33 protein-coding genes are annotated in these 26793 nt (G+C 33.2%); all 33 read right to left on the minus strand.

Annotation, left to right across the window (positions count from 1 at the left end):
- Positions 1 to 13: 13 nt before the first annotated feature.
- The 33 genes from JJQ93_RS03780 to JJQ93_RS03940 all read right to left on the minus strand — a co-directional run bounded on the left by JJQ93_RS03780 (position 14) and on the right by JJQ93_RS03940 (position 26781).
- Complete coding sequence (locus JJQ93_RS03780; RefSeq protein ID WP_274892798.1) at positions 14 to 643, minus strand: glycosyltransferase family 2 protein; 630 nt, start codon at positions 641 to 643, stop codon at positions 14 to 16.
- Positions 643 to 1704, minus strand: a complete 1062-nt coding sequence (gene ispG / locus JJQ93_RS03785; RefSeq protein ID WP_284700577.1) for a flavodoxin-dependent (E)-4-hydroxy-3-methylbut-2-enyl-diphosphate synthase — start codon at positions 1702 to 1704, stop codon at positions 643 to 645. The genes JJQ93_RS03780 and ispG overlap by 1 nt, the downstream gene beginning before the upstream one ends.
- A gap of 15 nt (positions 1705 to 1719) precedes the next feature.
- Complete coding sequence (rseP, locus tag JJQ93_RS03790) at positions 1720 to 2736, minus strand: RIP metalloprotease RseP (RefSeq protein ID WP_274892799.1); 1017 nt, start codon at positions 2734 to 2736, stop codon at positions 1720 to 1722.
- 7 nt (positions 2737 to 2743) lie between these two features.
- On the minus strand, positions 2744 to 3892 hold the full coding sequence (dxr, locus tag JJQ93_RS03795; RefSeq protein WP_274892800.1) for a 1-deoxy-D-xylulose-5-phosphate reductoisomerase: 1149 nt from the start codon (positions 3890 to 3892) through the stop codon (positions 2744 to 2746).
- 12 nt (positions 3893 to 3904) lie between these two features.
- Positions 3905 to 4687 (minus strand): phosphatidate cytidylyltransferase, encoded by a 783-nt coding sequence (locus JJQ93_RS03800; RefSeq protein ID WP_085111959.1) that lies wholly within the window; start codon positions 4685 to 4687, stop codon positions 3905 to 3907.
- 17 nt (positions 4688 to 4704) lie between these two features.
- Positions 4705 to 5466 carry an undecaprenyl pyrophosphate synthase gene (gene uppS / locus JJQ93_RS03805; RefSeq protein WP_085111960.1) on the minus strand — a complete coding sequence of 254 codons (762 nt, stop codon included), beginning with the start codon at positions 5464 to 5466 and terminating at the stop codon, positions 4705 to 4707.
- A 47-nt stretch (positions 5467 to 5513) separates the two neighbouring features.
- Complete coding sequence (locus JJQ93_RS03810; RefSeq protein WP_013788072.1) at positions 5514 to 5690, minus strand: hypothetical protein; 177 nt, start codon at positions 5688 to 5690, stop codon at positions 5514 to 5516.
- Positions 5687 to 6241: a ribosome recycling factor gene (gene frr / locus JJQ93_RS03815; RefSeq protein WP_274892801.1), complete on the minus strand. Its 555-nt coding sequence runs from the start codon at positions 6239 to 6241 to the stop codon at positions 5687 to 5689. The genes JJQ93_RS03810 and frr overlap by 4 nt, the downstream gene beginning before the upstream one ends.
- 2 nt (positions 6242 to 6243) lie before the next feature.
- Entirely contained in the window at positions 6244 to 6954 is a 711-nt protein-coding gene (pyrH, locus tag JJQ93_RS03820) for a UMP kinase (protein ID WP_014758676.1), read from the minus strand.
- Positions 6955 to 7058: 104 nt separating this feature from the next.
- Positions 7059 to 7676, minus strand: coding sequence for a translation elongation factor Ts (gene tsf, locus JJQ93_RS03825; protein WP_085111962.1), 618 nt, complete (start codon positions 7674 to 7676; stop codon positions 7059 to 7061).
- A gap of 63 nt (positions 7677 to 7739) precedes the next feature.
- Entirely contained in the window at positions 7740 to 8447 is a 708-nt protein-coding gene (gene rpsB / locus JJQ93_RS03830) for a 30S ribosomal protein S2 (RefSeq protein WP_274892803.1), read from the minus strand.
- Between the two features lie 134 nt (positions 8448 to 8581).
- Positions 8582 to 8854: a hypothetical protein gene (locus tag JJQ93_RS03835; protein ID WP_274892805.1), complete on the minus strand. Its 273-nt coding sequence runs from the start codon at positions 8852 to 8854 to the stop codon at positions 8582 to 8584.
- Positions 8855 to 8866: 12 nt separating this feature from the next.
- Complete coding sequence (locus JJQ93_RS03840) at positions 8867 to 10228, minus strand: flagellar assembly protein A (protein WP_274892806.1); 1362 nt, start codon at positions 10226 to 10228, stop codon at positions 8867 to 8869.
- 25 nt (positions 10229 to 10253) lie between these two features.
- Entirely contained in the window at positions 10254 to 10994 is a 741-nt protein-coding gene (locus JJQ93_RS03845) for a sigma-70 family RNA polymerase sigma factor (RefSeq protein WP_085111965.1), read from the minus strand.
- A 22-nt stretch (positions 10995 to 11016) separates the two neighbouring features.
- Positions 11017 to 11505: a chemotaxis protein CheD gene (locus JJQ93_RS03850; protein ID WP_014758670.1), complete on the minus strand. Its 489-nt coding sequence runs from the start codon at positions 11503 to 11505 to the stop codon at positions 11017 to 11019.
- Positions 11498 to 12112 carry a chemotaxis protein CheC gene (locus tag JJQ93_RS03855; RefSeq protein WP_085111966.1) on the minus strand — a complete coding sequence of 205 codons (615 nt, stop codon included), beginning with the start codon at positions 12110 to 12112 and terminating at the stop codon, positions 11498 to 11500. Before JJQ93_RS03855 ends, JJQ93_RS03850 begins: the two co-directional genes overlap by 8 nt.
- Positions 12109 to 12543, minus strand: coding sequence for a chemotaxis protein CheW (locus tag JJQ93_RS03860; protein ID WP_085111967.1), 435 nt, complete (start codon positions 12541 to 12543; stop codon positions 12109 to 12111). The genes JJQ93_RS03855 and JJQ93_RS03860 overlap by 4 nt, the downstream gene beginning before the upstream one ends.
- 21 nt (positions 12544 to 12564) lie before the next feature.
- Complete coding sequence (locus tag JJQ93_RS03865; RefSeq protein ID WP_085111968.1) at positions 12565 to 14526, minus strand: chemotaxis protein CheA; 1962 nt, start codon at positions 14524 to 14526, stop codon at positions 12565 to 12567.
- A gap of 22 nt (positions 14527 to 14548) precedes the next feature.
- The gene (locus JJQ93_RS03870) at positions 14549 to 15178 is read right to left on the minus strand and encodes a flagellar brake protein (protein ID WP_085111969.1); all 630 of its coding nucleotides are present in this window, start codon (positions 15176 to 15178) and stop codon (positions 14549 to 14551) included.
- Positions 15171 to 16028 carry a MinD/ParA family ATP-binding protein gene (locus tag JJQ93_RS03875; protein WP_085111970.1) on the minus strand — a complete coding sequence of 286 codons (858 nt, stop codon included), beginning with the start codon at positions 16026 to 16028 and terminating at the stop codon, positions 15171 to 15173. The genes JJQ93_RS03870 and JJQ93_RS03875 overlap by 8 nt, the downstream gene beginning before the upstream one ends.
- A gap of 1 nt (position 16029) precedes the next feature.
- Entirely contained in the window at positions 16030 to 17043 is a 1014-nt protein-coding gene (locus tag JJQ93_RS03880) for a flagellar biosynthesis protein FlhF (protein WP_085111971.1), read from the minus strand.
- Positions 17033 to 19054, minus strand: a complete 2022-nt coding sequence (gene flhA, locus JJQ93_RS03885) for a flagellar biosynthesis protein FlhA (RefSeq protein WP_085111972.1) — start codon at positions 19052 to 19054, stop codon at positions 17033 to 17035. Before flhA ends, JJQ93_RS03880 begins: the two co-directional genes overlap by 11 nt.
- A 10-nt stretch (positions 19055 to 19064) precedes the next feature.
- Positions 19065 to 20138 (minus strand): flagellar biosynthesis protein FlhB, encoded by a 1074-nt coding sequence (flhB, locus tag JJQ93_RS03890; RefSeq protein WP_274892809.1) that lies wholly within the window; start codon positions 20136 to 20138, stop codon positions 19065 to 19067.
- A 6-nt stretch (positions 20139 to 20144) separates the two neighbouring features.
- Positions 20145 to 20927, minus strand: a complete 783-nt coding sequence (gene fliR / locus JJQ93_RS03895; RefSeq protein ID WP_274892810.1) for a flagellar biosynthetic protein FliR — start codon at positions 20925 to 20927, stop codon at positions 20145 to 20147.
- Between the two features lie 5 nt (positions 20928 to 20932).
- Positions 20933 to 21202 carry a flagellar biosynthesis protein FliQ gene (gene fliQ / locus JJQ93_RS03900; protein WP_013788090.1) on the minus strand — a complete coding sequence of 90 codons (270 nt, stop codon included), beginning with the start codon at positions 21200 to 21202 and terminating at the stop codon, positions 20933 to 20935.
- Positions 21203 to 21214: 12 nt separating this feature from the next.
- Entirely contained in the window at positions 21215 to 21964 is a 750-nt protein-coding gene (gene fliP / locus JJQ93_RS03905) for a flagellar type III secretion system pore protein FliP (RefSeq protein ID WP_274892811.1), read from the minus strand.
- Entirely contained in the window at positions 21942 to 22325 is a 384-nt protein-coding gene (locus tag JJQ93_RS03910; RefSeq protein ID WP_274892812.1) for a flagellar biosynthetic protein FliO, read from the minus strand. Before JJQ93_RS03910 ends, fliP begins: the two co-directional genes overlap by 23 nt.
- A 9-nt stretch (positions 22326 to 22334) precedes the next feature.
- Positions 22335 to 22694: a response regulator gene (locus JJQ93_RS03915; RefSeq protein ID WP_085111975.1), complete on the minus strand. Its 360-nt coding sequence runs from the start codon at positions 22692 to 22694 to the stop codon at positions 22335 to 22337.
- An 18-nt stretch (positions 22695 to 22712) separates the two neighbouring features.
- Complete coding sequence (gene fliY, locus JJQ93_RS03920) at positions 22713 to 23831, minus strand: flagellar motor switch phosphatase FliY (protein WP_274892813.1); 1119 nt, start codon at positions 23829 to 23831, stop codon at positions 22713 to 22715.
- Positions 23824 to 24813: a flagellar motor switch protein FliM gene (gene fliM / locus JJQ93_RS03925; RefSeq protein WP_274892814.1), complete on the minus strand. Its 990-nt coding sequence runs from the start codon at positions 24811 to 24813 to the stop codon at positions 23824 to 23826. Before fliM ends, fliY begins: the two co-directional genes overlap by 8 nt.
- Positions 24814 to 24827: 14 nt before the next feature.
- A complete protein-coding gene (locus JJQ93_RS03930; RefSeq protein WP_013788096.1) occupies positions 24828 to 25226 on the minus strand; it encodes a flagellar basal body-associated FliL family protein in 399 nt (132 codons plus the stop codon).
- 57 nt (positions 25227 to 25283) lie between these two features.
- On the minus strand, positions 25284 to 25469 hold the full coding sequence (locus JJQ93_RS03935; protein ID WP_274892815.1) for a flagellar FlbD family protein: 186 nt from the start codon (positions 25467 to 25469) through the stop codon (positions 25284 to 25286).
- 37 nt (positions 25470 to 25506) lie between these two features.
- Positions 25507 to 26781, minus strand: a complete 1275-nt coding sequence (locus JJQ93_RS03940) for a flagellar hook protein FlgE (RefSeq protein ID WP_085111979.1) — start codon at positions 26779 to 26781, stop codon at positions 25507 to 25509.
- Positions 26782 to 26793 lie beyond the last annotated feature (12 nt).

Here is a 26793-nt window from a genome sequence, read left to right on the forward strand (position 1 = left end):
CAAAACGCACTCCTTACATCCATACCTTTAAAATGTCTTTATACATCATCAATCTAGCTTTAAAACCTTTAATAAAACCCAATTTTTCTTCTTTCATTACATGCGTCATATTTTCTAACTGTACATGTTGCACTCTTAAATGTTTTTCTTTGGCATATTTCGTAAGCGCTACTTCTATTCCATATTTCAAAATGTCTACATCGCTTTTATTTATAAAATCTATAAGAACATCTCTTTTTAAAGCACGCTGCCCTGACAAAAAAGGAGCTATTTTTTGTGCTAAATCAGTTCTTTTCCTTCCAGATGAAAATATGCCAACTGCCATATCACACTTATTATCTAAAACAGGTTTTACTAATTTATTAAAATGCTCTGGAGTAAAACCTATAAGATCTGCATCAAGCAAAACTAATACATCTCCATTAGCAGCTTGAATGCCCCTTTTTAAAGCGGCACCCTTCCCTAAATTTGTCTTTAGATTTATAAGCTTTACGTTAAAAAGAGAAACGACTTTTTCAGTATCATCTGTTGAACCATCATTTACAACTATTGTTTCATCAATAATATTGATTTTTTCTAATACTTTTAAAACATCTTTTACATTTTTTCCCTCATTATACGCAGGAATAATGACAGATATCATCATGATTTCTCCTTCAGTATATCGTTAAGTTCCTTAATAAATTCATCAAAAAGCTTATCTTCTGGTACTTTTTTAATAATCTTTCCTTTTTTAAAGATAAGACCTTCTCCAATTCCACCGGCTATTCCTATATCTGCTTCTCTTGCCTCGCCGGGGCCATTGACTGCACATCCCATTACAGCAACTTTTATGTCTTGATTTATATTTGCTGTTGCTTTTTCAACTTTTTGAGCCAATTCTATCAGATCAATTTTAGTTCTTCCACATGTTGGGCAAGAAATTATTTCTACGCCTCCTTTTGCCAATTCTAAAGATTTTAATATTTGTTTTCCAACTCTTACTTCTTCGACAGGATTCCCTGTCAAAGATACTCTTATTGTATCTCCAATACCCATATATAGCAGTGTGCCAATCCCAACAGCAGATTTTATAGTTCCTGAAAAAATTGTTCCAGCCTCTGTAATGCCAACATGAAGTGGATAATCTATCTTTTTAGAAATAATCTTATAAGACTCAATTGTCAATGGTACATTAGTAGTTTTCAAAGATACCACTATATCGTAAAAGCCGCATTTTTCTAACAGAGATACACTTTTAAGTGCACTTTCAACAATTCCATCCGCTGTTACACCACCATATTTATTTAAAATGTCCCTTTCCAATGAACCAGAATTTACACCTACTCTTATGGGGATTCCTGCTTCTTTAGCAGCAGCTACTACTGCTTTAAGCTTATCATCTCCACCAATATTGCCTGGATTTATCCTGATCTTATCTGCTCCACAATTGATAGCTTCTAAAGCTAATCTGTAATCAAAATGTATGTCGGCAACAATAGGGATATCAATTTCTTTTTTTATTTCTTCAATGGCTTTTGCAGCATCTACATCAAGGACAGCTACACGCACAATATCACAACCCACACTTTCAAGCTCTTTAATTTGCTGCACGGTTTTTTTTACATCTTTTGTGTCAGTATTAGTCATGGACTGTATTGCAATCGGGTTTTCTCCACCTATGCGTACGCTTCCTATTTTTATTTCTTTTGTTCTTTTCCTCATAAAGTTTATCACCTATTATTTTAAAATATTTATCCTAACCAAATCTTTATATGTAGCAAAAAGTATAAGCGCAATAAGCAACATAAAACCTATATAATGGACAAATCCTTCTTTTTCGGGATCGACAGGCTTTCCTCTAATTTTTTCTATCAGCACGAATAGAATCCTACCGCCATCCAATGCTGGAAACGGCAGTAAATTAAATAACCCTAAATTTACGCTTATAAGCGCAGTAAATGCCATTAAATTCAGTATGCCAGATTTCGCCTCTGTGCCAATAGCTTGAACTATGCCAACTGGCCCCATCAAATCATTCGTTGAAACTTTGCCAGTTATTAACATGTACAGAGATAAAATTATCATTTTTGAAAAATAAATAGTTTGTTTTACACCACTATCGACAGCTAATACCAAAGACCTGCGATACTGTGGCACTATACCTATCATTGGCTTTGCAGTGCTTTTGTCAACTATCGGTATAACAGACTTTTTTAAAGTAGCATTTCCTCTTTTAATTGTAAAATTTAATTTTACTCCATTGTTTGAATTTATAATGTTTTGCAATGCAGTCCAATCATTTATTTTAGTATTGTTTACCATTACTATTTCATCTCCCGGCTTTATACCGGCCTTTTCTGCAGGATAACCACTTATAGTTGAACTGACAATCGGAACTGGACTTCCAACAAAATAGAAAACCATAATTAAAATTATAAAAGTTAATAATATATTCATCAAAGGACCAGCCGCAAAAATGCCAAGCCTTGTGTACCAAGGTTTATTAGTCACAGCTCTTTTATCATTAGACATTTCATCTTCACCTGCTAAAGCACAAAAACCGCCAAAAAGCATTAATCTAAACGAATATTCTGTTTCACCATGTTTTTTTGAAAATATCTTCGGTCCAAAACCAATAGCAAATTCATTAACTTTTGTGCCAGACAATTTTGCTACTATAAAATGTCCAAACTCATGAATCGTGACTAAAATGCCCAATACAATTACACTTACAACAACATAAAAAAATACCACTTACCTATCACCTCATATATTCACGCTTAATTTTTTCCCTTATTTCTTTATCTACTTCTATTATATCATTTAATTCAGGATTAATGATGTTTTTATGATTATTCATATATTTTTCTATTATATAAGGAATATCATTAAACGAAATTGCTTTTTCTAAAAACAATTGAACTGCTACTTCATCTGCTGTATTTAAAACTGTTGTCATTGTTCCACCTTCTTCTAAAGCATCATATGCCAGTTGAAGGCATCTAAAAGTATTAACATCTGGTTTTTCAAATGATAAACTTCCAATCTTCGCAACATCCAAATATCGTATGCCTTCTACATATACCCTGTTTGGAAAATTTAAAGCATACTGTATCGGTATCCTCATATCAGCAGTCGCCATTTCTGCAATAATGCTTCCATCAATAAACTCTACCATTGAATGGATTATGCTTTCTTTATGCACAACAACTTCTATTTTTTCCAATGGCACATCAAAAAGCCATTTAGCTTCTATTACCTCAAACCCTTTATTCATAAGTGTAGCAGAATCAATTGTTATTTTTTTACCCATCTTCCAATTAGGGTGATTTAAAGCTTCTTCAACTGTCACTGATTTTAAATCGCTTAATGTTTTCCCTCTAAATGGTCCTCCAGATGCAGTTATAATCAATTTATTTACAAATTCTTTTTTTCCTGATTGAATGCATTGGTAAATCGCATTGTGTTCACTGTCAACAGGTAGTATATTTATGTTTTTCTCAATTGCCAGTTTCTTAATTATATGTCCGCCTGTAACTAAGCATTCCTTATTGGCAAGTGCAATATCATGCCCTGCTTCAATCGCTTTTATAGTAGGAATAAGCGCTGCTATGCCTTCAATTGCTACAACAACAGTCTGAACATTTGAAAGAGAAGCTACTTCGTTTATTCCACCATCACCAGAGAGAATCACTGTATTAGTGTCCACCGTTTCTTTTAACTTTTTTGCAGACAATTCATCTTTAACAGCTACAAATTGCGGCTTAAATTCATCAATTTGTTGCTTTATAAGATCAATATTATTATAACATGTAAGTCCTATAACACGAAATTCATTTGATTTTCTTACCACATCAAGTGTTTGAGTCCCAATCGAACCTGTAGAACCTAAAACGACAATATTTTTCATGCTTAGCTCCTTTCATCTGTATAAATATGTGAAAAATATGTAAATACAAGGAGATACAAAAAGAATACTATCAAATCTATCCAATATCCCGCCATGCCCAGGAATAATTTTGCTAAAATCTTTCGTGTTGCAATTTCGTTTTATAAACGACGCAAAAAGATCACCTATTTGAGCCACTATACTGCCTATAATGCTTAAAAAAATGATATAATAATAATTTAGTTCTAATTTTCCTCTAAATAAATATGTAAACAAAAGGCATCCTACCAACGAACCTATTATTCCACCAACTGAACCTTCAAAAGTCTTGTTAGGACTAATTGATGGACATAATTTATTTTTACCGATGCGTTTACCTATGAAATATGCAAAAGTATCTGTCAGCCAAGAAATGATAAATATAAGCCATACAAGCAAGTAACCGCCTTTAATATCCCTTATTTTCCCTATGTACGAGAAAAAAATGACATATATGATTCCCATAATCGTTATGGAAGTATCTTTCAAATTATACTTATGAAGTACAACCGGAATAGAAAATATTACTACAGACAAAATCACAAAAAGATCTATAGAATCATAGGTATAACCAAAAATATAAAAAAATAAAACAGCACCATAGCCTATAAAATTTATAGGCCTTATTTCTGTATTTTTAAACACCGCGTAAAACTCGTACAATCCAATAAGACTGATAGCTACTAAAAAAAGTCTAAGATACCAGCCCCCCATGATTAATGCCGCAAAAACTAAAGGAAGCCCTATTACTGCACTAAGTATCCTTTTTTTTAACATAGATTCAACTCCTTAATTCATATGCCGCCAAAACGTCTATTTCGCTTTTGGTAATCAAATATAGCCTGCAAAAGGTGCCTTTTTTCAAAATCTGGCCATAAGACATCAGAAAACCATAGCTCAGAGTATGCAGACTGCCAAAGCATAAAATTGCTAATTCGCAATTCTCCGCTTGGTCTTATAATCAAATCAGGATCTGGTTGTCCTGATGTATATAAATTATCGGCAATAACATTTTCATCAATATCATTTAAATCAATTTCGCCGTTCAATAAAGAGCTGCCTATCCTTTTAAATGCTCTAACTATTTCGCTTCTGCCACCATAATTTAAGGCGATATTTAAAGTAAGGCCAGTATTGTTTTTGGTTATTTCCTCGGACTCTTTTATCTTGATTCTACATTTTTCAGGTATCATTGATAAATCGCCAATAAAGTTTAATTTCACATTGTTTTCATTCAATTCATTTACTTCACGACCTAAATACTCTATAAGTAAGTCCATCAATCCATTAACTTCATCTGCAGGCCTTTTCCAATTTTCTGTCGAAAATGCGTATAAAGTCAAATACTTGATTCCGATTTCAGATGATGCTTTAACAATTCGCCTTACAGCTTCCATACCAGCTCTATGTCCAAGTGTTCTTATGAAACCTCTCTTTTTCGCCCATCTACCATTTCCATCCATTATTATTGCCACATGCTTTGGAATATTGTTTTCATCAAGTTTTTTCTCTATATCCTCATCAAAATCTTTTTGTCGTTTTTTGATAAACCCCATTAAATTTCCTCCTTATAATATGGGCAATACCCCCTCATGTGAGGGGGTTAAAATTCAGCTACTATAACTGATAATATACCATCTTCAAACATCGTTTTTAAGACGCGTCTCTGATATCCTCTATATTTTTTGGTAGGCTTAGTAAATATTATATTGTATTGAACATTATTTTTTTCTAAAATCTTCTTAGCCGCTTCAATATCGTATCCAATAATATCGATCAAATCTCCATTATCTCCTTTTCCTTCTGCTCCAAAATTTTGTCTATCTCTTTAATATACTTATCCGTAAGTTTTTGTACATTTTCTTCACTTTTTAATTTCTCATCTTCCGAAATCTCGCCGTTTTTATCCATCTTTTTAATAGCATCATTGGCATCTCTTCTAATCTGCCTTACTGCGACCCTAGCTTCTTCACCTTTTTTATGAACTAATTTAACAAGCTCTTTCCTTCTCTCTTCTGTCAAATCCGGAAAAACTAATCTGATTATTTTGCCATCAGAAGTAGGATTAATGTTTAAATCTGATTTTTGAATTGCTTTTTCAATTTCAGATATTTTGGATGTGTCCCACGGCTGAATGATTATAACTTTTGGTTCTGGTGCCGTAATTGTCGCTAACTTATTTATTGGAGTCATGGTACCATAGTAGTCGATTGATATTCTGTCTAAAAGTGCAGGATTAGCCCTGCCAGCCCTTATAGACATCAATTCATTTTTTAAAACTGCTATTGACTTTTTCATTTTTTCTTCAGTGTTTTTTAACAAATCATCCATCGCTATCCCTCCTTGACAATTGTTCCTATTTTTTGGCCCATTATTACGTTCTTAATGTTTCCTGGTACAGTTAAATTAAACACGATAATTGGAATATTATTGTCCATACATAGAGAAGTTGCTGTAGAGTCCATCACTCCAAGTCCTCTGTTAAGCACATCAAGATATGTCAACTTATCAAATTTAATAGCATCTTTATGTTTAACAGGGTCCTTATCATAGACTCCATCTACTTTCTTAGCAAGAAGAATCACTTCCGCATCTATCTCAGCAGCTCTTAAAGATGCTGTCGTATCGGTAGAGAAGAAAGGATTACCAGTACCAGCCGCAAAAATCACAACTCTTCCTTTTTCAAGATGCCTTATTGCCCTCCTTCGAATATACGGTTCAGCAATCTGCCTCATCTCAATGGCAGTTTGAACCCTCGTTTCTACACCTCTCCGCTCTAAAGCATCTTGCAAAGCAAGAGAATTAATAACTGTAGCAAGCATTCCCATATGATCAGCGGTAGTCCTATCCATTCCTACTCCTTCTCTACCTCTCCAGATATTACCACCTCCAATTACAACGCCTATTTGAACGCCCATTTCTTTTACTTCTTTTATTTGATCAGCAATTAAATTTACAGTTTCAAAATCGATACCGTATCCTGTGCTGCCAGACAAAGCTTCTCCTGAAATTTTTAATATTATTCGTTTGTATTTCACAGACATTAAAACACCTCATTTTATTATTCTATAAAAATATTAAAAATCCTTCATAAAAATCTATTAAAAATAGGACACAACCGTGTCCTATTTTGGTTGCCTATTTAATTTTATTCTTCTTCTTGAGAATTTTCAATACCTTCTCCTCTTTCGAATCTCACAAATCTTCTTATTATTATATTTTCACCAAGCTTTGCAATCAATTCATTTAATAGGTCTTTTATCGTCTTGCTATCATCTCTTATATACAATTGTTCTAATAAGCAATTTTCCTTATAGAATTTTTCGAGTCTTCCTTCAATTATTCTGTCAATCACTTGAGCTGGTTTGCCTTCATTTAATGATTGTGCCTTTAAAATTTCCCTTTCTTTTTCAATAACTTCTTGCGGTACATCTTCCCTTTTTATGTACTGCGGATTTGCTGCAGCGATTTGCATGCATATTTCTTTTACAAAAGATTTAAAATCATCTGTATTGGCAACAAAATCTGTTTCACAATTTACTTCAACAAGAACACCAATTCTGCCGCCACCATGAATGTACGATTCTACTAATCCTTCATTTGCAACTCTGCCAGCCTTTTTAGCAGCGGCTGCTAATCCTCTTTCTCTTAATATATCAATCGCTTTTTCAATATCGCCATTAGAATCAGTAAGCGCTCTTTTGCAATCCATCATACCTGCCCCAGTACGCTCTCTAAGTTCTTTAACTTGTTGTGCAGAAATCATATAATCTTACCTCCATCCTAATATAATTTATGGTAAGGATGAAAATTCCTTACCATTCTAAAATTACTCTTCAACCGCAGTTAATTGTTCACCCTGTTTAGCCTCAATTACAGCATCAGCTATCTTTGAAGCTATTAATTTTACCGCACGAATCGCATCATCGTTGCCCGGTATAGGATAATCTACTTCTTCAGGATCGCAATTTGTATCAACAATTGCAACGATAGGAATATCGAGATTTTTAGCTTCAGCGATAGCAATTGCTTCTTTCTTAGGATCAACCACAAAAAGTACCGATGGAAGGCTATTCATGTTTTCTATTCCACCTAAATACTTTTGAAGTTTTTCCTTTTCTTTTCTAAGCTTTATAACCTCTTTTTTAGGTAAAACTTCAAATGTGCCATCCTCTTCCATCTTCTTTAACTCTTTAAGTCTTTCAATCCTGCTCCTAATTGTCTTGTAATTTGTCAACATTCCACCAAGCCATCTTTGATTGACATAGTACATTCCGCATCTTTCTGCTTCTTCTTTAACAGAATCCTGAGCTTGTTTCTTTGTACCTACAAATAAGACAGTACCATTATTTGAAACAACATCTTTTATAAAATCGTATGCTTCCTCTATCTTTTTTACCGTTTTTTGAAGATCTATAATATATATTCCATTCCTCTCGGTAAAAATATAAGGAGCCATCTTAGGATTCCATCTTCTTGTTTGATGACCGAAATGTACACCTGCTTCTAATAATTGTTTCATTGATATAACTGACATATTCTCACCTCCTGGTTATTCCTCCGTTCAAATCATCTCACAAAACAACCATTGTGGCACCAGTCTTATGATCTTTGAACGTGCGTTATCCACTGATTAATATATTATATTATGATATTTTTGTCAATACAATTTTAAATTTTTATGTCCACATGCCCTAATAAAAACTTTTTTCTTTCTTTTTGAGATGATTCCCCTTCCATTCTATTTTTATCTTTCTTAGTTGACAATTTATTTGATTCGTTGATTTTGTTTGTCCTGCTTTTTTTTATCTCATTTTCATTATTTATCATCTCCATGAATTGGCCAACAAATACATCTGGCCTTTGAATTTCAATCTGTTTTATATTGCTTACGTCCACCATTTTAGGAATTGCTACTTGTAAATCTATCGGATTTACTGACATATATATTCCCCCTTACCCTATTGGCAATATGTCTATATCCGCACCATTTCTCACAAAAGTAACATATTTTACAGGATCCTTTATGTTTCTAGATACATCATCTATGGTTATTTTTGTTCCCGGATAAACCGTATCATATACTTTAATTATACCAAATGATTCATCATTATTTGAATTTAATTCTCTATATTCATCTAACAAGGATTTATTCTCAGCTTCCAACTGCAACAAAGATTTAAGAGTTTTTTCATAAATGGCTCTTTTATTTTCGGGTACACCTAATTTCGTTAAATATGAAACGATTTTATTTAATCCGTCTATGGATTTCTCATTTTCAGATATTTTTTTAGATATTTCTTCTTTTCTCTTTCTCTTTTCAGGTGGTTCTCCGACTATTAACTCTGTATGTACAAACATTTTAGAACCAACGTTTATTGCTTCTATTTCTCGCGTTGCTATAACTACACTTCCAACGATTACACCTTTGTTTCCAATTAATTTAACGCAGCTATTTGTCTTCACTGTGCTGTACATTATGGCCTCACTTACGACATCATCTTCAGCTATTACTTCACAATTTTGCAAATACTTCGATATAACTTTCCCACCTGAGATAATTTTTGCCTTACCATTACCTTGAATGCCTTTATGAATTATTATATTACCCTTTGCCGATATGGTAGAGCCTTCTACAACACCATATATTTCCACATCTCCATCGCTTTCTATCTTATATCCAGAACTTATGTTGTTGTAGATTTTAATGCTTGCAAAAGTTCTGACATTTCCTGTGGAAGCATTGACATCTTTTAACTCAATTATAGGATTTACATTGATTTTTTGATCTTTTTTAAAAATATGTCCATCAATAGAGGAATAAAGACATCCATCATTAATATATGTATTTTTGCCTAATGGCAATTTGGCCTCTTTGCCTTTATTTGCTTTGACTATTTCTCCTTTTACGTTCATACCGTCTATACCGTCTTCAGGATCTACCTTTCGGGCTATGATTTCATCCTTTTTCACACTTTTAAATATTTGCAACTCTTTATAATCCACTCTTCCATCTTCAAGCACTTTCGGTTCAGCATTGCTTTCAAAATCGATTAAATACTCAACACGCCCATCTTTCCCATTTATAGGCTTTTTACCTTGTGCAATCAAATAACGTTCGTTAATATTGGGGGACTTGCAAATTTTATCGATGACATTTTCAATTATCCCAAAAACTACGTTGTGTGAACTTAATAAATCGTAAATATTGTCTTTATTTAAAGTGATACCATCGTTTGAAATATTTTCAACTATTAAAAATGCTGACATTTTGTCCGATGATATTTCCAATTTGCAAGAATATTTTAAATCACACATATAAATGCCCCCAAATTTTTATTAGTTACAGCAAGTCACTTAGTTTTTCCTTTAACTTTTTTATGGCCTTTGAATGAATTTGTGATATTCTAGATTCCGTCAGTCCCATTATTTTACTAATTTCCTTATAGTTCAAATCCTCATAGTAATACAATGAAATAATCAATCTTTCTTTCTCTTGTAGCGTATCAATAGCCTTAGAAATATTCTGCTTCAAGTCAAACATCATTACTTCGCTTTCAGGATTTGTAACTTCGTTGTCTGTGATTGAAGTGATTTTTAAATTATTCTCAATCACTTCATCTAAAGAACTTATGTATCCTGCATTCATGTAGCTTAAAGTCTTTAAAACGTCATTTTTTGATAACTTTGTTGCCTCCATAATTTCTTCTATAGTAGGTTCTCTTTTATATTCCTGTTCCAATTGTTCAATTGTTTTTTCGATGCTTTTATATCGTTTTTTTAGACTTCTCGGAATCCAGTCTTTTTTTCTCAAATAATCAATTATCTCTCCCTTTATTCTTATCGACGCATATGTTTCAAACTTTACACCTTTTGATACATCATATTTATTAACTGCATCGATTAACCCAATCATTCCTTGGCTTATAAGATCATCAGTATCTTCTTTGCTTAATTCTGACAAGCAAATTCTCTTGACTATATGCTTAACAAGTGGCATATACTTGATGATTATGTCTTCCTTGGAACTTCCGTCTTTTTGTTTCTCATATTTATCCCATAAGTCTTGTTCGAGTAGAGACATTTTTAAACATTCCTTTCCTACCCTAAATAAATTTTACACCATGCCCAATTGTTTTAATTAATAGCTTACCACTTTCGCAGTCAAATTCAATTGTACGACCATAATTACCACCTGTATCCTCTGAAACCAATGGTATGTTTAAAGACGATAAAACTTCTTTAGTAGCAATTACATTGCGGGCACCTATATTCATAATATCCAAGTTTGCCTTTGTTGCAAACATTTGAGCGCCACCTGCTATTTTACTTATTATGTACTTTCTGTCAGCACCTAACTCTAACATCATATCTATCAATGCTGTGATACCTGTATCAGCAAATTTAAGTTTATTTGAGTTGTTTTTACTTTGATTGCTATATGGCAACATAATGTGGACAAGTCCAGATATTTTACTTACTTTGTCATATAGGACGATACCCACACATGACCCAAGACCGACTGTAACCAATTTGCTTGGACACTTTGCAACTCTTGCATCGGCCATTCCTACTCTAAATGTAAAATTATCCATCTAATTCAACTCCAAGTGCGCTAAGTATTTTATCAAATGATTCTATATCAGGTATAAGAAAGAAATCGCCTTTTATTAATCTATTGCCTTCAAAAAACTCCGTCTCAATAAACAAAATTTTATCTGACAATTCGCTAAATTTAATTGCAGGAACGCTTAATATAGCACCTGCCATATCAATGCTGATTGCGGGAGGTGATATTTTCATGTCCAAATTTGTCAATGTAGACAGTGAAGACACATAACTTCCTGCCATAATATTGCCTATTTCTTCTAATGCTGATTTTTCGATTTCTGTAAATTCATCGCCAACATTGACTCCCATCAAATATTGAATCAAATAAGAAGCACTTTCAACATCTAAAGAAAATAAAATATTGCCATTCACACTTCCTTCAAGATCAAAATATATTCCCACAATAATAGTGTCGGCAAGTCCGAATATATCCTGTACTTCGTTTAATTCCATCAGCCGTACGGTAGGGATTTTCATATCTATTTTCTTTCCTATCAAAGATGCTAAAGCTGTTATAGCGTTTCCTGAGCCTATATTCCCAAGCTCTTTAAGCACATCGATGTATGTCTCATTTATCTTATTTATATTCATATCTTCACTTCCTGCTGAGTAGTCAATTTGTCTATATCAAAAAGCATCAATAGCCTGCTTCCTACCTTTCCTATTCGCCCAATAAAACTTTCCTTTTTGTATAAATTGCTGTTAACATCTATTGAGTCTATGTTTTCATCATTTATTTCTACAACTTCATTAGCATTATCTACAATAACTCCAATTACAATGTCGTTATTTTTTATTATGACGATCCTTGTATCATCGTTAAAATCAACTTCTTCTAATTTTAACAACATTCTAATTGAAATGACAGGAATTATCTCACCCCTCAAATTTATAACACCTTTTACAAATGAAGGCGCTTTTGGAACTCTTGTTATCTTAGTAATTTTTTCAATGGATTGTACTTTATCAATTTCTATTCCGTATTCTTCACCGCCTAATTTAGTCACGACAAACATGCTCATATGTAACGCCTCCTTCTTCTCTTAAAATAAATTATTAGAATCTATGATTAAAGCCACTTGCCCGTCCCCCAATATTGTCGCGCCAGCAATTACTTTTACATTGCTTAAATATTTACCTAATGGTTTTATTACTATTTCCTGCTGCCCTATAAGTTCATCAACACTACATGCAGCCAAATTGTCGCCTTTTTTTATAATCACACATATAAACTCATCATTGTCTTCATTAGACTCAACATCTAAAACATTATGCAGCCTTATAAGTGGAATTACTTTGCCTCTATACATGACGACTTCCTTGCCCTGTACCAAATGTACTTCGCTTTTATTTTTGTTTACAATTTCCGATATTGAATTAAGTGGAAAAGCGTACTTTTCGTTTCCAACCATCACTAACAATGCCTGAATTATAGCCAAAGTCAATGGCAATTTTATTATAAATTTTGTCCCCTTATCTTTTTCCGTTTTGACTTCTATGGAACCGTTCAAAGATTCTATCTTATTTTTAACTACATCAAGTCCTACTCCTCTACCTGATATATCAGATATCTTGTCAGAAGTGCTGAATCCAGGTTCAAATAACAATTTTACTAATTTTTCGTTTGACAACTCATTAGCTTCCTCATCAGAAAGCATACCTTTTTCATAAGCTTTCTTTTTCACCTTTTCAAAATTAATACCAGAACCATCGTCACTTACTTCAATTATTACATTATTTCCTTCATGGTATGCCTTCAGATTTATAGTTCCAGTCTCCACCTTACCTTTCTTTATTCTCAATTCTGGTGTTTCTATACCATGATCTATAGAATTTCTTATTAAATGTACTAATGGATCACCTATTTCGTCTATTACAGTCCTATCAACTTCAGTATCCTGTCCAAACATGTTTAATGTGATTTTTTTATTCAGCTCTCGAGATAAATCCCTTACCATTCTTGGAAAACGGTTGAAAACTCTTTCCACTGGCACCATTCTTACCTTCATCACAGCATCATGAAGATTTGTAGTTATTCTCTCGAGATACTCAATCGTTGCAATAGTGTCAGGATTTTTTTCGTTTGATTCCAATCCTTCTAACCGCGTTTTTATTATTATCAATTCGCTTACTAAATTCATCAAATTGTCTAATCTTTCAATATCTACTCTAACGCTTTTATTTGTCTTATTATGCTTTATTTGATCGTCGTTATTTGTATTGGCCGTCTTTTCGAAGTTCTTATTATCTTTTATTTCTTTAGAATACAATATTTCTTCGATATTTATTTCCTTTATCTCTGATATTGCGGTTAATTTTGACTTTACAAAGTCTTTATCGTGTTTGCTAATCAAATGAACGGTAAATCTATCGTCAAATTTTTCATCTTCTATATCTTCTACTGAAGGCTTAGAATCTATAACATCGCCCAAATTGTCCAATGTATTAAATACTATAAAAGCTCTTGCAGACTTCATCACGCAATTTTTATCAATAACTACTTCAATACTATACGTTTTATAGCCCTGAGACGCTGCTTTTTCAATTATATCTTTCTCGTACAAATTCACTTCATTGCTGGCATAAGCTTTGGATTCTTCACTTTTATTGGTTACAGCAATTTCCTCATTTGAATTGCCATTCTCCAACAATTTAATCAAATTTTCAATGTCATATGCATCATTACCACTTTCAGATATTTTCCCAATCATAGAACTTAAAGCATCCATACATTTAAACAATACATCCATTAAATTACTGGAAACTTTCAAAGAATTATTTCTAATTTCTTGAAAAACATCTTCCATCTTATGAGTCAATTTTGTCATGTTTTCAAAGCCCATTGTGGCAGCCATTCCTTTTAGAGTATGGGCAGATCTAAATATTTCATCTACAATATGTGAATCTTCAGGATTTTTTTCAAGCTGAAGAAGATTTTCATTTAAGCTCTCAATGTGTTCTTCAGATTCCTCCAAAAATATCTCTAAGTATTGATTTGTATCCATTCTATTTTCCTCCTTTTTACAATCAAAAGTTTATCTGCTGTCTTTTTAATCGTCTTTGCTCTTTAAAAATAAATGATATTATCTTCTCTCTTATTCTATCTTGTATATCGACATATTGAGCGGCTATTTCATATCCATCATCAAAATAGTTACACCTTACCACTTTACATTTTTGGACCAATTCATCAGTTTCATCGCTTAACTTAACATAACAAATTATATCTGCCCCTACGTCTACTTTTTTCTTAACCTTTGCCCTAAATCCACCGCCACTTATATCTTTTATTACACCTTTTTCGAAAGACTCATCATCTTCATGCAGCTTATACTTAAATTCCATTATTTTTTCTAATCTAAAAAATTGTCTTCTTTGCAGTTTCTCTATATCAGTTACCCTTTTTAATTGTATAAACGACAAATTGCCGAAAAATCTATTTATTACTATCCCATCAAAAGTAAATAATCCATCCTTGTTAAAAAAAATCACATTAACTTTTGCGCCAATTCTTATTGGAACAAAGTGTCCATTATGTATCGGTGTTTCCACAAGCAGTGTACCATCCGCAGATACATCGTCAACTTTTGACACATATTTGTTGTTACTTTTGCCAATACTTATTTCGATCTTTTGCCCAGGCTTTATGTTAACCATTATTAATGCCTCCACCATTCAAAAACATTTTTTTAAATATTCCAAGAAGACCTTCTTTCTTTTTATCCGTCTTATAATTTGTAAGGACTTCGGCAATTCTCGCGATATCTTTTGAAGGCTTACTATGCTGATATTTTAGTACAACAGGAATTTGCATTTTTATACATTCGCTTATTTTAGCATCTTCATGTATAAAGCCAAGATCAATTATTGAAGCACCCAAAAAGTTAATAAGTGCATTGTTAAGCCTTTCATAAACAGAAACATATTCGTTCTGGTTAGCGACTTTATTAACTATTAAATACAAATTTTTATCGCTTAAGTCGTTAATTGTCTTAATAAGTATGTAAGCATCCATTATGGCAGTTGGCTCTGGTGTGGTTACGATTATCACATCATCTGACATATCTATAAAACTCTTTACAGTCTTGTTAACTCCAGCTCCAGTATCAACAATAATATAATCAAAATAATTATCTAATATTTTAATATTGTTAAAAAATACATTTAAATCTATATCGTCATTTACAAGATCAAAATTTCCTCCTGTTGAAATGAATTTTACCCCGACAGGTCCATCGTTTATAACGTCAATAATCTTTTTATTTCCATACAGCACATCGTACAATGTGTAATTAGATACGACTCCTAACTCTATCTCTGCATTGGAAAACCCTATATCAGCATCAACTATTAAAACTTTATACCCAATCTTTTTTAGCGCTATAGATAGATTAACTGAAATGCATGTTTTACCAGTTCCCCCTTTTCCACCTGTAACGGTTATGACTCTACATCTTTTTCCATTGTTTTGTTGAAATAGATACCTAAGCCTCTCCGCCTGATCCATGTTAATTCCCCTTTAAAATATTTTGTGCAATCATTTTGCTATCAGCTAAACTAATATCATCAGGTACCATCTGACCATTTGTCACGTATGATACAGATTTTTTTGAGTAGTATATTGAATTTAAAATAACACTATAATTATCTGTTTCATCTAACTTAGTAAAAAGAAGATTGTACTCATTTATAAAGTCGTACGATTTTATAATTTTTTTAATATCACTGTTTTTTGTAGCTGCGCTTAGGCAAAGATAAACTTCGTCATAGGTACCATATTGCAAAAAGGTTTTTAATTCCTGCATTTTCTTAGAATCAGTATGGCTTCTTCCAGCAGTATCAATCAAAACCACATCGTATTTGCTTATTTCACCTTCCAATCGATTTAAATCAAAAATATTGTTAACTACCATTACAGGCACACCTAAAATCTCACCGTAAATCTTTAATTGTTCTGCACCAGCAATTCTAAATATATCCGCAGTTATTAGCAGTACTTTTTTCTTTTCCCTTAAAATTAAATTAGAAGCAATTTTTGCAATCGTCGTCGTTTTACCGACACCTGTAGGTCCAATAAAAACAGCACGTTTTTTCTCGTTCAAGCCGGTTATTTTCTTTGGAGGCCCAATAAAATTTACAATTCTTTTTTGCAATGTCTCTAAATTATCATCCGAAATCTCATTTATGCCATCAGTCAGAATTTTCGACAATTTATCATCAACGCCTCTTGAAACAAGTTCATAGACTAGATCTTTTCTACTTTCATCCTTTATTTCATTATGTTTAAATTCTCTTAAAAGCGACTTGATTTCATACAAATCTTTAATAAACAGATCTCTTTCATCGATTTTATTTTCTTCTACTGCAGCTACAACTTCAACTTTCTTCTTTTTAAATAAACCTCTCAATCCTCTTTCTCTGTAACTGCTCTGTTGCAATATTACCGCATCGCTGCCCATTTCAGCTTTAATCAGTTTTAAAGCATCTTGATAATTATCTGCAATATATCGCTTAACTTTCACTTAGTTTCACCGTCCCTACAGAAAATACCTCTACATTAGGCAAAAGTTCATTGTACGATAAAACGACTATATCTTTCGAAATTTGCTCGATTAATTTACGCAAATAAAATCGTATAATTGGTGCTGTAAGTATAATTGGCTGTTCGCCCTTAATCGTAATCTTTTTTATGATGTTGTGTACAGCCTTCAATATTTTTTGCATTGAATCAGGCGGAAGCGCTAAATACGATCCATGCTCGGTCTGATTTATAGCGTTTTGTATTGACCTTTCAACTTCCGGATCTAATGTTATCACTTGGAGTTTACCGTCTTTTGCATACTTGTTTGTTATAGCTCTTTTTAATGATTGTCTTACATACTCTGTTAAAACATCTGTATCTTTCGTGGTTGGCGCATAATCAGCTAAAGTTTCCAAAATAGTTACCATATCTCTAATCGAAATTTCCTCTCTTAGCAAGTTACACAAAACCTTCTCAATATCACCTATGCTTAATAATTTCGGCACAATTTCTTCAACCAAAGCTGGATTTGACAGCTTTATATTATCTAAAAGCTCTTTAACCTCCTGCCTTCCTAAAAGTTCATCTGAATGCCTCTTTATGATATTTGTAAGATGTGTAGAAATGACAGATGGAACATCGACTACTGTACATCCCAACATTTCAGCTTTTTGTTTTTCACTATCGTCAATCCATAATGCAGGCAATCCAAAAGCCGGTTCTCTCGTGCTTATACCCTTTATATCGCTGTTTATTTCGCCGACTTGCATACACAAATATTTATTTACATACACATCGCCTTTCCCTACTTCGTTGCCTCTTATTTTGATTATGTACTCGTTTGGTTTAAGCTGAATATTATCTCTCAACCTTACCATAGGCACCACTAAGCCTAAATCCAAAGCAATTTGCCTTCTAATCATCACAATTCTGTCTAATAATTCACTGCTGGCAATTGGAATCAACTCATATCCAAATTCCAGTTCAATTGGGTCCACTTGCAATAAGTCATAAGCTCTTTTAGGATCTCTAATTTCTTCCAATTCTTTCAAGTCGTCTTTTTTAACTTCATCATTTGCTAAATTTTTCTTTCTATTTGAAAATCCCAAATATGTAAATAGCGAACCTATTATAAGCAATGGAATGGCAGGGAGCATAGGAACGAATGCCATCAGCATGAGTAAGATACCAGTCATTTGTAAAACCCTCGGCTCTTTTATAAGCTGCATTATAACATCGTTTCCCATATTAGACTCTGATGCAGTCCTTGTGACTATGATGCCAGTGGCTGTTGATATTAAAAGAGCTGGAATCTGACTTACCAATCCATCACCAACAGTCAAAATCGTATAAGTATTTATGGCTTGATTTATATCCATGCCTTTAATAGTCATCCCAATGATTAATCCAGCAATTATATTTATTATCATGATTATGATTCCAACGATAGCATCTCCCTTTACAAATTTACTTGCACCATCCATTGAGCCAAAAAACTTTGCTTCTTCCTGAATTTTCTTCCTTCTTTCTTTTGCTTCTTTGTCGTTTATTATTCCAGCATTCAAATCTGCATCAATTGACATTTGTTTGCCTGGCATTGCGTCAAGAGTGAATCTTGCGGAAACTTCGGACACTCTTTCAGCGCCCTTTGTTATGACAATGAATTGTACAATTGCAATTATAATAAACACTATAAATCCTACTATGGGATTGTTGCCTATGACAAAGCTTCCAAATGCATGAATCACATTGCCTGCAAATCCAGACGTCAAAATCAAACGGGTAGAAGAAATATTAAGGGATAATCTCATCAAAGTCGTTATAAGCAATATTGATGGAAAAACAGAAAAATCCATAGCATCCTTAACATACATTGTCGTAAGCAGTATTATAATTGACAGTGATATATTTAAAATAAGCAAAAAATCCAATAATATAGATGGAACAGGAATGATTATTATTAAAACAATTCCTACGACAAATATTGCTGCAATTAAATCTGAAAATTTCAATATATCCCTCCTATTCTCCCCTCAAACTATATACATAAGCCAAAACTTCTGCAACTGCTTTATACAATTCAGGTGGTATGCTATCACCGATTTCCGTTGTTTTATACAAAGATTGAGCCAATGGTTTATTCTCAACAATCGCAATCGAATACTTAATTGCTTCATCTTTTATTTTCTGAGCTATATAATCTTGTCCTTTTGCTACGACAACAGGTGCATCATTAATTTCGCTATCATACATTAAAGCTACTGCAATGTGAGTAGGGTTTGTTATGACGACATCGGCTTTTTTTATGTTTTGCATCATCCTCCTCATGGAAATTTGCCTTTGTTTCTTTCTAATTTCTGATTTTATCTGAGGGTTCCCTTCAGTTTCCTTAAATTCCTCTTTGATGTCTTCTTTACTCATTCTAAGGTTTGATTCATATTCTCTCCACTGATATACGTAATCTATTGCCCCTAAAACTACCAATACTAAGGAGATCCTCAACAATATGCCGGCAAATATGTTCATATTGTATTTAATAAGATCTTGCACAGACATATCTAAAAGCTGTGGTATGCCCTTATACTGACCTATCAAAAATGAATACATTACGTATGCCAATATGCTAATTTTAATAATTGATTTTACAAGTTCTAATAAACTCCTTTTAGAAAACATCCTTTTTAAACCATCAAGAGGATTTAATCTTTCTAATTTAAAATTCAAAGTCTCTAAAGTAAACACAAATCCAACTTGCGCATAAGTTGATATAATGGCTATTATAAATACCGTTGCAATGGTTGGCAAAATCAGCTTTATAAAAACAGAAAACACCATCTCAAACAGCTTGTATATTCCATTAATCGTAAATACATTATCACTGGCACCACCATAATTTAAAAAAAGGAATTTGATTAAATTCATGATTTCAGCAATGCTTTTTTGCACTGTAAAATATATGACAAGAAAACCTGCTATTGTCACAAGTGCCGAAGTAACTTCTCTACTTTGAAATACTTGTCCTTTTTTCCTTGCGTCTTGCCTTCTTTTGGGTGTTGCCGGTTCTGTTTTTTCACCTGCAAAAATTTGTAGCTTCAATTCCTGTCATCCTTTGACAATTGATTTAAAAAGTGCAAATATATCTGAGTACATTCCATTAAACAAGACGTCAATAATCGCTAAATACATCGGCAGCATAATAAACAACGTAAAAATACCAACGAATATTTTTATAGGCATACCTATCATAAATACATTTAATTGCGGTATTGTCCTTGATATTATGCTTAAAGTTATATCTGTAAGCAAAGTTGACACAACAATGGGTGCGCTTATTCTAAATCCTAAGACAAACATATCCGATACAATCTTTGTAATGACTGTATTAATGCTTTCTAAATGTAAAAATGGTGTGCCTACAGGTATCATACTATAACTTTGAAAAAGCAACTGAAAAAGCTTATGATGACCGTCTATAAGTAAAAACAATAGTAATGTAAGTATATATACAAAATTTCCAATTAAGGGCACCTGCGTTTCTTCACCAGCCGCCAAAACATTGACAATGCTAAAGCCCAATTGGTAATCTATTATTTGTCCAGCTAAATATATAGCGCTAAATGAAATCATAGAAGACAAACCAATCAATAAGCCAATCAGAAACTCATTAAAAACAATTTCAACGTATTGATATAAATTATTTGCATCAATTTTCACATTTACTAATTCAAAAATCATTATTGATGTAAAAAAAGCAAGCCCTATCTTAAACGTGGAAGGCAATGTTTTTGTCCCAAAAAGCGGTGTCAATATAAAGATTCCCAGCATTCTAACAAATACTATTAAAAAGTACTGTACATTGTTTAAAATATAATAACTTAACTCCATATTATCTACCTGATGAAACTATTAATATTTAATATTAATTTTTGAGTGTAATTAATAAGTACCGTAAGCATCCATGGACCAAACAATATAATAGATGCAAATATTGCTAAAATTTTCGGCACAAATGTCAACGTCTGTTCTTGAATTTGAGTTGTGGCCTGAAAAATACTTATTATTAATCCTACAAGCAATGATATAATTAGAAGTGGCGCAGAAACCATCATGGTCACCATTAATGCCTCTCTGCCTATATCAAGTACTAATCCCGGATCCATCTATTAACCCCCTTATCTAAAACCAATTACTAAAGACTTGGCCAAAATATTCCATCCATCCACCAGTATGAAAAGCAAAAGTTTAAATGGCAAGGATATAAGTACAGGTGGCAACATGAACATCCCCATCGACATCAATACACTGGCAACAACCATGTCTATGATTAAGAATGGTATGTATATGATAAATCCAATTTCAAATGCTGTTTTTAATTCGCTTATTATGAATGATGGTATGACTACTCGCAAAGGAACATCATTTACACTTTTTACTTTCAACTTTGACAAACTGATAAACAAATTTAAGTCATTTTTCCTGGTCTGCTTAAGCATAAAGCTTTTCAACGGATCTCTTGCTTTAACATAAGCTTCTTGTGGTGTTATTTTTCCTTGCATATATGGCTGAATAGAATCTTTATTTATTTGTGCACCAACTGGTGCCATTATAAAAAACGTCAAAAACAAAGCCAGACCAATCAAAACTTGATTTGGAGGCATTTGCTGCAGACCTAAGGCGTTTCTTAAAAATGATAAAACCACAATTATCCTTGTAAAAGAAGTCATCATTATAAGTATTGATGGCGCTAATGTCAATACAGTCAAAAGAATAACTATTTGGATGCTTGATGCAACTTCATTAGAAGTCGATGGAGCATTGATCGTTATTAAAGATGAAGCGTTATTTGGAGCTGCATATGCATTTTGTGTCAATAAAATTGGCAATACAAGCACCAACCAACTAAATTTTTTTATTTTTATCATGTTCATTACCACCTAGATTTTTAATTGACAATCTCCTTAAATTGTTTAATGAAATATTTAAACTTTGCCCAAAGTTAAAACTTTTATCTTTTATTTTTAAGTCTTTTTCATTCAAAGTTTTTATGTAAACAATAGAATTGCTTGTAGCACTAAAAAGCATGTATTCATTGCATACTTTAATTATATATAAGTTTTTATCCTTGCCTAAAGCCAGATGATCGACAATGTCAAAATTTTCTCCTTTGTACATATTAAACGCTTTTTTATTTAAAAACAACGTTACATAATAAGCTAAAAACACGACTAAAATAAATATCAAAAGAAATACTACGGCTTCAATAAACAGGTTATCGCTGGACATCCAAATTCCTCATTTCAACATTTTCTTGACGGCTTCTATGACTCTATCTGGTTGAAACGGCTTTACTATAAAATCTTTTGCACCTGCCTGTATTGCTTCTATAACCATTGCTTGCTGTCCCATAGCTGAACACATGACTACTTTTGCATTCGGATCCTTTTTAACTATTTGCCTTACAGCTTGGATGCCATCCATTTCTGGCATTGTAATATCCATAAGCACTAAATCAGGTTTCTCTTGACTGTACTTTTCTACGGCTACAGATCCATCTTCTGCTTCAATTACAGTGCCAAGATTGTTTTTAGTTATTATATCTTTTATCATCATCCTCATAAAAGCTGCATCATCTACAATCATTATTTTGCTCATGACCAAATCCTCCTCGTATTATAATGAATTTATTCTTTTGCTTTGTTTTACTATATCAAGTATTCTGACGCCGAAGTTCTCATCTATTACTACTACTTCACCTTTCGCAATAAATTTCCCATTAACTAATATATCTACAGGTTCGCCAGCTAATTTGTCAAGCTCAATTATAGAGCCTTCATTAAGTTCTAGTATATCTTTTATTAATTTTCTCGTACGTCCCAACTCAACAGTAACAGTTAGTGGAATATCCATAATAAGGTTTATATTTTCTTTTTCTGAAACTGTCTGTTCATCAGCGTCAAGCTCTTTAAAGACGACTGGCTTCACATCGACCTTTCTACTTTTTGGCTGGCTTATTTGCTCTTCATGTCTAATTTCTTCATTGAAATCATTCTTTATTCCTTCAGTACCAGTATTTATTATATCATCATCATTAACATCTTGAAAAGAACCTTTTGGAGAATTTTCTACATTTTTTGACATCACCTGCTCGACAAGCTTTTTAGCAAATGAAATAGGAATCAATTGCATGATTTCACTGTCAATTATATCTCCAACCACCATCTTAAACGCAACCTTGACTATATCTTCTTCAGGAAATGAGATGTCTCCTGGCAATCCTTTGTTAAAATCCACGATAAAAGCTTTTGGCGGCGAAATATTTATGCTTTCGCCAATGAGTGTAGACAGCGAAGTCGATGCAGAACCAATCATCTGATTCATTGCTTCTCCAATAGCACTCAAATGAAGTTCTGTTATCTCGCCTTCAGTGACATTCCCATCACCACCCATCATTAAATCAGTGATGCGAAGTACATCTTGCTCCTTTAAAATTAAAAGATTGTTGCCTTTAATGCCTTCTGTATACTCCACTTCAACAGCAACGTATGGTATATTGAACTCTTTCTTTAAGCTCTCCCAGTTAACAATGCTGACTTTAGGCGTTGTTATGGTTACTTTGTTTCTGAGAAGCGTAAACAAAGTTGTTGCAGACGTTCCAAAGCTAATATTTCCTATCTCACCTAAAACATCTTGTTCTTCTTCAGTTAGAATTACATCATTTTTGCTATTTTCTACACCAGCCATACCACTTAATAATGCATTAATTTCATCTTGTGATAAAATATCACTCATCCGCATCATCTCCTTCGCTGCAAATCTCAGTTATTTGAACGCAGTATTTCTTGTTTCTAATCCCTGGAACACCTAAAAACTTCGTTTCATCGTTTATCTTTACTTCAATAGGATCTTTATACCGTTTATTTATCTCAATTACATCGCCTTTATCAAAGCTTAACAAATCTCTAACCGTTATCTTTGATGTACCTATGACAACTTTTAAAGGAACATATGTATTAGATATTTTATCTTTAATTATTCCTATATCACACGTCTGCTTTTCTGCATTAGAGAACCATGTCTTTGTAGTAAGCAACGGCAGTATAGGAACAATCGTTATATGTGGCAGGCAAAAATTTATCAGCCCTTCATTATCATTTATTTTTAAAGACATTGTACACAATGCTACAGTTTCGTTGGGGGAAATTACTTGCGTAAATTGAGAATTGGTTTCTATTCTCGTTATCTCTGGGTTGAGCTCTGTAACATTGCTCCACGCATCTTTTATCAGTGGCAACAATTGCGTTGTTATTCTCGTTAAAAGTCCCATCTCAATTTCAGTATAATCTCTTTGCACAGTTTCAGATGCACCAATACCACCTAATATTTTATCTATTATTGTAAATGTTGTATTATTGTTGTACTCAAGTATTATTGGTCCTTCCAGCGGCTTTGCATCAATAACGGCTATGAATACTGGATTTGTCAATGAATTGCTAAACTCATAATATGTTATCTGTTCCACAGACACTATTGATACTTGAACTAATGTCCTTAAATAACCAGATAAAAACGTCGTAAAACTTCTCGACATATTTTCAAATATCATTTGGAGAGTTCTTAATTGTTCCTTTGAAAATTTATTAGGTCTACGAAAGTCATAAGGTTTAACTTTTGCTTCTTGCTGACTTTCTTCTATCTCTTTTACATCAAATTCTCCTGAATTCATTGCTTTTAATAATTCATCGATTTCGCTTTGTGACAGTATGTCAGCCATAGAACTCTCCTCCCTTATTGAACTATGAAATCATCAAAATAAACGTTCGTTATCTTGTCGGCTCCTAATATTTTATTGATTTGACTCTTTATTTGATTCTGCAGCTTAGCTTGTCCTTCAGAACCTTCTAAATCTTGAGCAGTTTCATTTCTCAAAATTTGAATTATTGCATCCCTTATTTTCGGATTTTGATCGCTTAATTCTTTTAATACATTTTTATCGGTAACCTCTAATTCAATACCAGCCTTGATAAATTTATCGTCTCCCTTTAAGTTTGTAATAAACTCGCTGCCAGGAGAATAGTTATAATAAACAATTTTAGCTGGTTTTGAGTTGTAATTAAAAAAGAAAAATGCACTTCCAAAAGCTATGATAACTACTAATAAAATTATTATTATGATGTTATTTTTCATGACAACACCTCTGCTATATTTAAAAAATGATCTTAAGCCTTTCCTAAATGCAAAAATTTAACTAGACATGATTTTGCGTTTATACTCTATGACTTTTCTTATAATATCATCTTTTTTTTCTTTCACGACAACTTTTTTCCCGCTAATCAAACTTATAACGGTGTCCGGTGTCTCCTCAATAAATTCTATCATATCGGCATTGATGACGAATTCATCTCCATTTAGCTTTGTAACGCTTATCACTTATCAATCCCTCTTAACACATTAAAAATAAATCAAACTACCTTTTTAAGTTTACCAAATCTTGCAATATTTCATCAGATGTAGTTATTACCTTTGCATTTGCTTCAAAACCTCTTTGAGTCGTAATCATGTTAGCAAATTCATTTGCAAGATCCACGTTTGACATTTCAAGTGTTCCTGGATTTATGGTACCTCTTGTCCCTGTATTTGCAGCACCTATCATTGGATCACCGGAGTTAACTGTATTTATAAACATTGTATTTCCTACTTTCTCCAATCCCTGCGTGTTTTGGAAATCAGCCAACGCTATTTGCCCGATCACTTGGGTTCTGCCATTTGAATATATACCACTTACAACACCATATTGATCGATATTTATGCTTTCAATCGAACCTGCAGAATTGCCATCTTTGCTTAATTCTCTTATATCTGTCGGATTAGAATACATAGTAAGCTTAGAAAGATCTACAGTAATATTTGTTCCATCTCCCAATGTAGCATTTGTATTTGTTATTGGAAGTGATGATACGCCTACTGTAAATATCCCTACAGGAGAAGCTGGTGGAGCCGGCTGCTGTATTACACCACTTGAATCGAATGTAATTGTCCCTATTGTGACAGGTGTGGACAAGTTAGTGCCATCAAAATTTGTTATTGTGGCATTCCAATTTCCAGCATTGTCTTGCTTAGTAAACTGAATTGTTGCAACATGGCTTCCACCTTGTGAATCATAGATTGTAACATTATAGCTAACTGAGCTTCCGACACTTGTACCTGCATCAAGATTGCCACCTAACTGGATCGTTTTAGTAGAAGCTGGTGATGTACTTGACCAGTTTTTAATGCTTATGGGCGACAAATTTCCAGTATCTGTATTTACCGTTTTCCCATCTTGGGATATCCACCCCATTACTTTATATCCATCAGGCGTTACAAGATCCCCATTTGAATCAAATGAGAAATTTCCAGCTCTCGTATATAAATTTGCACCACCATTGTTCACTATAAAAAAGCCATTGCCATCTATAGACAAATCTGTCGGGTTGTCAGTTCTCTGAGAACCACCATTTGTAAACAGCGTATCAATAGATGCTATAGCGACACCTAGCCCGATTTGCTGAGGGTTTGTACCTCCTCCATTGTCTTGCGGCGCAGAAGCACCTTTTATCGTTTGGTTAAATATCTCTTTAAATGTCATTCTGCTGGCTTTAAACCCTACAGTATTTACATTAGCAATGTTGTTGCCTATTACATCCATCTCGGCTTGGTTCGCTTTAAGTCCTGAGACTGCTGAATACATCGACCTTAACATGATCTTTCCTCC

The sequence above is a fragment of the Thermoanaerobacterium sp. R66 genome (assembly GCF_028895185.1).
In the GTDB taxonomy this organism is placed as follows: Bacteria; Bacillota; Thermoanaerobacteria; order Thermoanaerobacterales; family Thermoanaerobacteraceae; genus Thermoanaerobacterium.